The sequence below is a fragment of the Sphingomonas sp. STIS6.2 genome (genome assembly GCF_000732685.2).
Lineage (GTDB): Bacteria > Pseudomonadota > Alphaproteobacteria > Sphingomonadales > Sphingomonadaceae > Sphingomonas > Sphingomonas aerolata.
The window spans coordinates 1-9,002 of record NZ_JPDP02000013.1 but is presented as its reverse complement, the minus strand read 5'-3'; the positions used below and the strand labels follow the sequence as shown (position 1 = coordinate 9,002).

Genomic DNA, 9,002 nt, shown 5'->3' with positions numbered 1-9,002 from the left:
AAACTTAGGATATTAGCGACAGTCGACAGTTGCTATCCTGCGGCCCTCACAGCCTCATTCTTCAAGCCTGCCTGTGCGAGCCTCCTTCTTCGACTTGTCCCATTCCTTCTTGATGAGCCGTTGGGCTGCTTTCTCGACCGTATCCGCCTTTTTGAGCCAATCGGGCTTTGGAGTATGCCGCGCACTCACTAGCTCCTCGACTGCGCGGAAGAGCGCGCGATCCAGGGCATGTTTGTCCTCAGTCCCTACGTCGCGGCAGGCCGGGTTTAGGCGGAGTACGATACCAGCGCGCGCGGCATGTACCTTTCGCCAATTCACCGGCTTGGCAGGGCTAACTGCACCACGCCGCACCTCGGCCGTTAACTCTACAACCAGCCCTCGCATTGCTTCTCGCCATACCGCGCGCTCGCTGGTGACGATCTGGACGAAGATGGCCTTGTCTGCGTTCTCCTTCCCGGCCTGCGCGCCAAAACGCGCGCCAAGGTAGGCAAGCACGCCCGCAAAGGCCGTTCCGAAGCCCTGCACCCACGTCCAGCCGCCTGATCCTGACCCCCCTGATATTCCTGTCACGTATGCTCCCTTATGCCGCGAACCTCGGGTGCAGCTTACGACCACCCAACCACGCTGCTACAGGCCACGAAGGCTATCAGTTCACAAGTGAGATTGTTATCTTGCTCACTTGTGTGCTATCCATCATGTTCACACGCGAACACGTGCAGGGGCTACATGAAGACCATATCTATCATCAGCCAGAAGGGCGGAGCGGGTAAGACCACGCTTGCCATCCACCTTGCCGGTGCCGCCACCAGTGCGGGCCTCTCCGCGCTGATCCTCGACGCGGACCCGCAAGCGACCGCTAGCCAATGGAACCACTGGCGAGGCGGCGCGGACCCTGAGGTCGTAGATTGTGCCTCCCCCACCCTCCTTCCGCGCAAGGTGCAGCAAGCAGCCGATCTAGGCGCGGACCTAGTCATTATCGATACGCCCCCACACGCGGACATCATGGCGCGCGAGGCGTGCAAGGCTGCGGACCTGATCCTTATTCCTTGTCGTCCCCAAGCGTTCGACTTGTCAGCCGTTGAAACGACGGCCGAGCTGGTGAAGGCAGCAGGCAAGCCGGCCTTCGTGCTCTTCATGGGCGGTCCTCAGCGCGCGCCAACTACTTACAGAGACGCGCGGGAGCTGATTGAGGGCAGCGAAGGCGTTGAGGGTATGGGTGTGCCGGTCGCGCCCGTCATGCTCACGATGCGCGCGATCTATCACCACAGCACGGCGCAAGGGAAAACCGCGATAGAGGCGGAGCCTGACGGTAAGGCGGCGGAGGAGATCGCCGCGCTATGGACGTGGACAAGCGAACGTGTGAACTTGCCCACAAGTAAGCAGGGCAGAAAGAAGCGAGGCTGACATGAGCAAATTTGGCGCCATGAGGCAGCAGCGTGCAGAACGCGCGAAGGTGGAGCCGAGCGTCTCGACCCCAGCCATTGAGGGCTCGGCGTCGGTGCGATCGGCGGCGCGGCAGGGCAAGAAGGCTGTCAGCGCATACTTTAGTCCGGAAGTTAGCCGAGGCTTAAATGTGCTGGCGGCCGAGAACGGAACTACCCTTCAGGCCTTGATGGGCGAGGCAATCGACCTTCTCATGCGCCAGTACGGCAAGCACCCGTTCGGGGAGCGGTGACGCGCAGCTTTGAAGAGGGGTCTGCACATAGAACGGACCCAGATGTACGCTAACGCGATCGGGTGTCAGCAAACCCCCAGATTCGGGTTTCCGTACAGCTGACCAAAGCGACAGGGTTTGTCGCACACTCTGCCATCCTGTTGGCGCCACGACCCAAGGCCGGAGCGCACCCTGTCCGAAAGCATGTGTTTTCCGACAGTCTCAAAACGCTGCGGCAGCCTATACCAGCGTCATGACCAAGATACCGGATACGGACAAGAGATCGCAGGTTTCACCGGAATCCTCATTTTTGCACCTGAACGACGGCGCCCGGCATCATCGGGTCGCCCGGAGCAATGACGAGGTAACGGCGCATGTCGCCTTTTGCGTCGCTGACGATCTGGCGGAGCGGTCCGAGCGTGTTGACTATCGCGCCGCCCGCCGGATTGGTCATGAACTTCGCCAGAGGCTGGATCACGCCGCTGCCATCAGCGCGGGAGGATAGCCCAAGGACATAGGGCATCTTTGGACTGAGGCCCGCAACCGCCGCCTGCAAAATCTGGACTTGGCCCTGATCGAACAGCGTGACCTGGCTGCGCCCAGTCCCGGAAAGAGTCAGCTGGATCTTCATGCCGGCCTGGGCGAGCGGCATCAGGTTTGCACGGCCATCGCCTACCGGCACCGCGCCGGGAACGTAGGCCACGCCTTGGGGCCCCTGACCGATCGGAATCGTCGCGATAACGGTGTTGCTGGCGGTATCGATCGCCGCGACTGCGTCGGCGTTCTCCAGCCCGACATACATCCGCGTACCGTCGCCCGACGGCCAAAGGCCGTGCGGGAGCGCGCCGACCGGGATGTTCGCGACCTGCGCGAAGTCGGTGGTGCGGAACACCTTGACGACGTTCTCGGTGCCGACCGTCACATAGGCGAACTGGCCAGCCTTGGTGCGGGCGATGTTGACGTGGTTGGTGATCGCGCCTGTGTCGAACGTCTTGAGCACTGCGAAGGGTGGCTTGGCGTCGAACACCATGACTTTGCCGACGTCTTTCAGCGTCAACCAGACCTGCTTGCCGTCGGGCGTCGCGGCGATGTCGGGGCAGAACGGGCTCGCCTGCTTGACGCGACCGACGATCTTCTTCGAGGCGGTGTCGATCACAACGGTCTCGGGAGAAAAGCTCGAACAGACGTAACCGTATTTCCCGTTCGGCGAGAAGATCGTCATGCCGGGGCCATTAGGAACGGGGATGCGCGTAGTCGGCGCGAAGGTCTTGCCGTCGAGCACCTGGATATAATCCTCGCCGCGCACCGCGACCCAGACTTCGCGACCGTCGGGGCGGAAGAACGCTTCGTGCGGCGATCGGCCCACATAGGTCGTATGCTTCACGGCATTGGTCGCAGTGTCGATGAACGTCACCGAGTTCGAGCCGATCGAGATCGCCGCCAGCGTCTTGCGATCAGGCGAGAAGCCCATGCCGTGGACGAGCAGCTGTCCCTTGTAGAGCGGGCTGAGGTTCGCGGGGGTCTGGTCGCCGAGTTTTATCACGCCGAGCAGCGTGTTGGTCGACGGATCGATCACCGACACGGTGTTGGAGAACTGGTCCGAGGTGTAGAACCGGTCCTGCGCGCTGACGGGGACGTCGGGGGTCGCGTTCGGCACTTGCTGGGCAAACGCAGGGCCCGAGAAACACAAGGCGGCGCAGGCGGTTAGGGTGAAACGCTTCATGGACGGTCTCCGTGATGGGGGTGACCGGTCGCGGTCGGTTCGGTGTGAGGCAGCAACGCGCCGCCTTCGGATAGGATGCCCTGCATCACCGCGATTTCCTGACGCTGTTCGACGATGATTCCCTGGGCGAGCCGGCGCAGGCGTTCATCCTTGCCGAACCGCAGTTCGACTTCGGCCATGTCGATCGCACCCTGATGATGCGGGATCATCATTCTTGCGAAGTCGCGATCGGGATCGCTTGAATAACCGGTCATCATCGCGCCGTGCATCCGCGCCATCGCCGCATCCATTGCGGACGCGAAACCGTCCGTTTGCGCTAACGCACCCGTCGATACGGACACGGCTATCGCCGTTAGCAAGGCCGTGCGAGATTTCATCGTCATGCCTTTAGTATTCCCATTTATGACACGCGAGCGATGAATGCCGAGCGTGACAGCGTAAATGATCGCGGCGCAGCCATCGATCCAACGCATAAGCATGGTTGTTCTGATCATCTAAAAAGAACGGTAGACAATCTATGATCGCGTTTTCGTATTGAAACCATCGCTACCATGCGTTGGACGCAGGGGAGATATCGGTCGATCTAGCGGCATCGGACTGGCACGATCACCCGCCGGATCCGCGATAAGGATCAAACGATGAAAGCTGCGATCGTTCTGGTTGCCGCGATGTTGGCCTCCGTAGCCCCAGTCCCGGCGATCGCTCAGGCCTATTGGGCTGCACCTGCGGCGGACGACTTTCCCTGCGATATCAAGGCGGTTCAGGCACCGTGGTCGAAGGCTGATATCGACCTTAGTCATCATGACCGGATCTATGTGTCTGACCCGACATCGACAAAGATCGTTGTCATCGATCCTGCAGCGGGCAACGAACTGGGACGCATCGACCTCACCAAAAGCGCGATAGCTGAGCCCAGCTTTTCCAGCCCCAAAGTCCAGCACCTGGCTGCAACGCGTGACGGGCGGACCCTGGCGGTATCGGCATTAGCGCAGCACAGTGTGACGCTCGTAGATCTGGCCACGAACACGGAACGAGGCCGGACCGTGTTCCAGACGTCGCCTACCGCCGTCGCGTTTACGCCCAATGGGCACGAACTCTGGGTTTCGCTCGGCGATGAACATGCCATCGCAGTCGTGGATCCTAAGACCGCGCGGGAGATCACCCGCGTACCAGCAAGTGGCGGAGCGGGCGCGACCATCCTGTCGCCAAACGGACGCTATGCCTTTGTATCGCTTACTGAAAGGCCGTCCATCCTGGTTGTCGACGTCGAGCATCGGCGCGTCGTCGGACACGTTGCCAGCAACGGTGCAGGTGAGGGAGCAATCGCGGTCTCGCCAGATGGCAAACAGATTTGGGCAACACGCCGCGAGAGCGGCACGACCACGGTTTTTGCTGCCAAACCGCCGTTTGCGGTACGCGAAGTGATAAACACTGGTCCAGCAACGGGCGCGGTCAACTTCGCCCAGCGCGCGGACGATTCCTTTGCCTATGTCAGCATTGGCGGCGATCAACCTGCAATCAAGGTCTATAGAACCGACAGCCTGGAGGCTGTGGCAACCGTCCCGCTACAAGCGGCTCCAAGTGCGGTTTGGCCGTCGGGCGATGGTACGAGAATCTATGCCAGCCTGGCCGGAACCAACAAGGTCGCTGGGATCGACACGCTGACGTACACCACCGTGTCGACAATCCCTATCAGTACGGATGCGCAAAGCCTGATCTACGTTCCTGGTGCCGTGCGATCAGGAAAAGGGTCTCGCCAATCTGGTGCCATCCGGGCGCGATGCGGCGCTTGCCGTGGCGGCGCGTTGATCGGTCTTACACCGTCTGTAATTTCCCAAGGAAAGCCCTTTCTAAAATGACCAAGCCCCCCGTCAGGATCGCGATCAGCGGTGCCGCAGGACAAATTTGCTATTCGCTGCTCTTCCGGGTTGCGCAGGGTGACGTGTTCGGACCGGACCAGCCCGTTATCCTTCAACTGCTCGACGTGCCGCAGGCTATGGACGCCGTACGCGGCGTGGTCATGGAACTGGAGGATTGCGCGTTCCCGCTACTGGCAGGTGTGATCATTACTGATGATCCGATGGTGGCTTTCAAGGACATCGATGCGGCCATGCTGGTTGGGTCTCGTCCCCGCTCAAAGGGCATGGAGCGCCGTGATTTGCTCGCTGCCAACGCAGCGATCTTCAAGACGCAGGGCGCAGCATTGGACGCAGTGGCCAAACGTGACGCCAAGATCCTGGTCGTCGGCAATCCCGCCAACACAAATGCCTGGATTCTTGCGCAAAGCGCACCGGGTTTTCCTGCCGAAAACATCACGTCGATGATCCGCCTCGATCACAACCGCGCGCAGGGACAGCTTGCGGCCAAGGCGGGTGTAGGTGTCGATGCGATTACAAAGCTCGTCGTCTGGGGAAACCATTCGCCGACGATGTTTGCCGACTGGGGGAATGCCGAACTCGATGGCCAAAAGCTTGCCGACCGTATCGGAAACGAGGCCTGGTACCGCGAAACCCTGATCCCCACCGTTGCGCAGCGCGGAACCGCGATCATCGAAGCACGGGGTGCGTCCTCGGCCGCGTCGGCCGCAAATGCAGCGATCGACCATCTGCGCGACTGGGTGCACGGCGCAGGCGATAATTGGGTGTCGATGGGCGTGGTGTCAGATGGCTCCTACGGTATCCCGCAAGGACTGGTGTGCGGCGTGCCGGTGCACTGCATGAGCGGTGGGTATGCGCGTATCGAAGGCCTGACCCTCGATCCGTTCCAGCGATCGATGCTCGATCGCACGATTGCCGAACTGGTCGATGAACGTGAGGCGGTTATCGACATTCTGAAATGAACGATCGGTATATCTGATTGGAATGACTGTAATCTTTGGTTGGTGCGATTGATCTCCTTTCCCTATCATTGGGGCAAGGAGATCGGGCATGACCCTCGAACAACTCAGGATTTTCGTCGGTGTCGCAGAGCGCGAGCACATGACGCGCGCTGCCGAAGCGCTCAATGTGACGCAGTCAGCCGCAAGCGCTGCCATCGCCGCGCTAGAAGCTCGGCACGGCGTGCCGCTGTTCCACCGGGTCGGCCGCGGGATCGAACTGTCCGAAGCGGGCCGCATGTTTCTGGTCGACGCGCGCGCAGTGCTTGGCCGTGCCGCCAGCGCGGAACTTGCACTGGCCGAATATGCAGGACTGGAGCGCGGCACACTGCGGCTGGTCGCAAGCCAGACGATCGCAGGCTATTGGCTGCCCCGCCAGCTGGCGGCGTTCCATGCGCGCTACCCCGCGATCTCAATCGAACTGGCGATCGACAACACCGAGGGGGCCGCGGCGCGCGTGCTCGACGGTGCGGTCGAGCTCGGCTTCGTCGAGGGTGTGATCGACGAGCCCGCGCTCGCGCATTGGACGGTCGCGAACGACCGCATGGTGCTGGTAAGCGATCGCGCAGCCGACACGATCGACGAGGACTGGATCCGCGCCGCGCGCTGGATCGTCCGCGAACAGGGATCGGGCACGCGCTCGTCGTTCGAGGAGGTGTTGCGCCAGCGCGGCGTCGATCCGTCGGACCTCACCACCGCGCTGACCCTGCCGTCGAACGAGGCGGTACGTAGCGCGGTCGAGGCTGGCGCAGGCGTCGCGGTCCTGTCGCAGCATGTCGTCGCACCTGCAATCGCGGCCGGAACGTTGCACGATCTGCCGCTCGGTCTGCCGCGGCGTCCGTTCTACGCGCTGCGGCACAAAGAGCGCTATCGTACCCGGGCGGCCGATGCGCTGACCGATCTCATCAAGGAGACTGGCAAGTGACCGCCGATCTGAAACCCGTTCTTGATGGCCTGAAGCCGCTCAGCCGGCTCGACTCACCGCGCGAGATGATCCGGCAGTTCACGCCCAACTGGTTCGCCGCGACCATGGGCACCGGTATCCTGGCGCTGGCCTTACCGCAGGTGCCGGGCGTCGGCACGTCGCTGCACCCGGTCGGCGAGGCATTGTGGTATTTCAACATCGCGCTCTTCACGCTGTTCGCCGGGCTCTACACCGCGCGCTGGACGATGTTCGGGCACGAGGCGCGGCGGATCTTCGGGCACAACACCGTATCGATGTTCATCGGTACGATCCCGATGGGCCTCGCGACGATCATCAACGGGTTCCTGGCGTTCGGCCTGCCGCGGTTCGGCGCCGGCGTGATCCCGATCGCCGAGACATTGTGGTGGATCGACGTCGCGATGTCGCTCGCCTGCGGTGTAGCGATCCCCTACCTCATGTTTACCCGGCACGAACATTCGCTCGACGGCATGACCGCGGTGTGGCTCCTGCCAGTGGTCGCGGCCGAGGTCGCAGGCGCGAGCGGAGGCCTGCTCGCACCGCATCTGGCCGACGCCCATCATCAGTTCGTGGTGCTGGCGACCTCCTATGTCCTGTGGGCCTATTCGGTGCCGGTCGCGTTCGGCATTCTCGCGATCCTGATCCTGCGGATGGCTCTCCACAAGCTGCCGCACGAGAGCATGGCCGCCTCGAGCTGGCTCGCGCTCGGTCCGATCGGCACCGGTGCGCTCGGGATGCTGGTGCTCGGTAGCGACGCGCCCGCGATCCTCGCCGCCAACGGCCTCGGCCAGATCGGCGCGGTAGCGCAGGGGATCGGCACGATCGCCGGGCTGTTGCTCTGGGGCTTCGGCCTGTGGTGGCTGGCGCTCGCGACGCTGATCACGATCCGCTACTGGCGCGCGGGTATCCCGTTCAACCTTGGCTGGTGGGGCTACACCTTCCCGCTCGGCGTCTACACTGTCGCCACCTTCAAGCTCGGCACGACGCTCCAGCTCGGCTTTTTCGGGATCGTCGGCACCATCCTCACCATCGCGCTCGCAGCGATGTGGCTGCTGGTCGGCGCCAAGACGGTCGCAGGCGGCTGGCGCGGAAACCTGTTCGTGTCGCCCTGCATCGCCCAAGCCAATTGATGGGCCGAACTGATCGTCCTGCCGGATCGAACCGGCCCATCCGATCGACCCGTACCGGGCAGACCGTCGGACGGATCGCGCATAAGAGCATGACATCGAAGGGAGAATGCTGGTGGACAGCCTGGATATGAAACTGGCGCAGGCGACGAACCGCCGTCGCTTTCTCGCAGAGGCTGCGATCGGCAGCGGCGCGCTGATCGCCGCACCCGCGCTGGCGCAGAGCATGGTCGACCTGCATCTTCCGGGTGGCCCATCGGAACGGCCGATAACCAGTGCGTTCCCCGGCAAGGGCAGCATGATCCTCCAGCGGATCCACCCGCCGCTGCTGGAAACGCCGATGAGCGTGTTCAATGGCGACGTCTTCACACCGAACGACCAGTTCTTCGTCCGCTGGCACTGGGCCGACATTCCGACCGCGATCGATGTCGAGGCGTTCCGGATCAAGGTGCACGGCGCGGTCACGCGGCCGCTGTCGATCTCGCTCGCGCAACTGCTGAAGTTGCCACGCGTCGAGCTGGCGGCGATCAACCAATGCTCGGGCAATTCGCGTGCGCTGTTCCAGCCCCCTGTTGCCGGTGCGCAGTGGCGTCACGGGGCGATGGGCAACGCCAAATGGCTCGGCGTGCGCCTGCGCGACGTGCTCGATATCGCCGGCGTGAAGCCGGGCGCGGTCGCGG

10 protein-coding genes are annotated in these 9,002 nt (G+C 62.7%); 7 read left to right on the top strand and 3 right to left on the bottom strand.

Annotated features, from left to right (window positions below):
- Positions 1 to 54: 54 nt before the first annotated feature.
- A complete protein-coding gene (locus tag sphst_RS01820) occupies positions 55 to 525 on the bottom strand; it encodes a hypothetical protein (protein WP_031392881.1) in 471 nt (156 codons plus the stop codon).
- Positions 526 to 726: 201 nt separating this feature from the next.
- Between sphst_RS01820 and parA the strand changes: the two genes are divergently transcribed.
- Together parA and sphst_RS01810 are read left to right on the top strand one after the other, a co-directional pair.
- Positions 727 to 1,404, top strand: a complete 678-nt coding sequence (gene parA, locus sphst_RS01815; RefSeq protein ID WP_031392882.1) for a ParA family partition ATPase — start codon at positions 727 to 729, stop codon at positions 1,402 to 1,404.
- A 1-nt stretch (position 1,405) separates the two neighbouring features.
- Positions 1,406 to 1,675, top strand: a complete 270-nt coding sequence (locus sphst_RS01810) for a ribbon-helix-helix domain-containing protein (protein WP_031392883.1) — start codon at positions 1,406 to 1,408, stop codon at positions 1,673 to 1,675.
- A gap of 283 nt (positions 1,676 to 1,958) precedes the next feature.
- Here the strand turns inward: sphst_RS01810 and sphst_RS01805 are convergent, their stop codons facing one another.
- The gene (locus tag sphst_RS01805; protein ID WP_051916163.1) at positions 1,959 to 3,377 is read right to left on the bottom strand and encodes a YncE family protein; all 1,419 of its coding nucleotides are present in this window, start codon (positions 3,375 to 3,377) and stop codon (positions 1,959 to 1,961) included.
- Positions 3,374 to 3,850 carry a CopM family metallochaperone gene (copM, locus tag sphst_RS01800; RefSeq protein WP_234387257.1) on the bottom strand — a complete coding sequence of 159 codons (477 nt, stop codon included), beginning with the start codon at positions 3,848 to 3,850 and terminating at the stop codon, positions 3,374 to 3,376. The genes sphst_RS01805 and copM overlap by 4 nt, the downstream gene beginning before the upstream one ends.
- 165 nt (positions 3,851 to 4,015) lie before the next feature.
- Here copM and sphst_RS01795 point away from each other — a divergent pair, with 165 nt between their 5' ends.
- The 5 genes from sphst_RS01795 to sphst_RS01775 form a co-directional block, all read left to right on the top strand.
- On the top strand, positions 4,016 to 5,236 hold the full coding sequence (locus sphst_RS01795; protein ID WP_107045064.1) for a hypothetical protein: 1,221 nt from the start codon (positions 4,016 to 4,018) through the stop codon (positions 5,234 to 5,236).
- Positions 5,233 to 6,216, top strand: a complete 984-nt coding sequence (locus tag sphst_RS01790) for a malate dehydrogenase (protein WP_031392887.1) — start codon at positions 5,233 to 5,235, stop codon at positions 6,214 to 6,216. The genes sphst_RS01795 and sphst_RS01790 overlap by 4 nt, the downstream gene beginning before the upstream one ends.
- A gap of 88 nt (positions 6,217 to 6,304) precedes the next feature.
- Positions 6,305 to 7,177 (top strand): LysR family transcriptional regulator, encoded by an 873-nt coding sequence (locus tag sphst_RS01785; RefSeq protein ID WP_031392888.1) that lies wholly within the window; start codon positions 6,305 to 6,307, stop codon positions 7,175 to 7,177.
- Positions 7,174 to 8,325, top strand: a complete 1,152-nt coding sequence (locus sphst_RS01780; RefSeq protein ID WP_031392889.1) for a TDT family transporter — start codon at positions 7,174 to 7,176, stop codon at positions 8,323 to 8,325. The genes sphst_RS01785 and sphst_RS01780 overlap by 4 nt, the downstream gene beginning before the upstream one ends.
- 106 nt (positions 8,326 to 8,431) lie before the next feature.
- Positions 8,432 to 9,002, top strand: a 571-nt coding sequence (locus sphst_RS01775; RefSeq protein ID WP_199848887.1) for a molybdopterin-dependent oxidoreductase, incomplete at its 3' end; no start/stop codon positions are given.

Coding starts and splice junctions, on each gene's coding strand:
- sphst_RS01795 (WP_107045064.1), top strand. CDS start 4,016: ATGAAAGCTGCGATCGTTCTGGTTGCCGCGATGTTGGCCTCCGTAGCC.
- sphst_RS01805 (WP_051916163.1), bottom strand. CDS start 3,377: ATGAAGCGTTTCACCCTAACCGCCTGCGCCGCCTTGTGTTTCTCGGGC.
- sphst_RS01810 (WP_031392883.1), top strand. CDS start 1,406: ATGAGCAAATTTGGCGCCATGAGGCAGCAGCGTGCAGAACGCGCGAAG.
- sphst_RS01790 (WP_031392887.1), top strand. CDS start 5,233: ATGACCAAGCCCCCCGTCAGGATCGCGATCAGCGGTGCCGCAGGACAA.
- sphst_RS01785 (WP_031392888.1), top strand. CDS start 6,305: ATGACCCTCGAACAACTCAGGATTTTCGTCGGTGTCGCAGAGCGCGAG.
- parA (WP_031392882.1), top strand. CDS start 727: ATGAAGACCATATCTATCATCAGCCAGAAGGGCGGAGCGGGTAAGACC.
- copM (WP_234387257.1), bottom strand. CDS start 3,850: ATGCGTTGGATCGATGGCTGCGCCGCGATCATTTACGCTGTCACGCTC.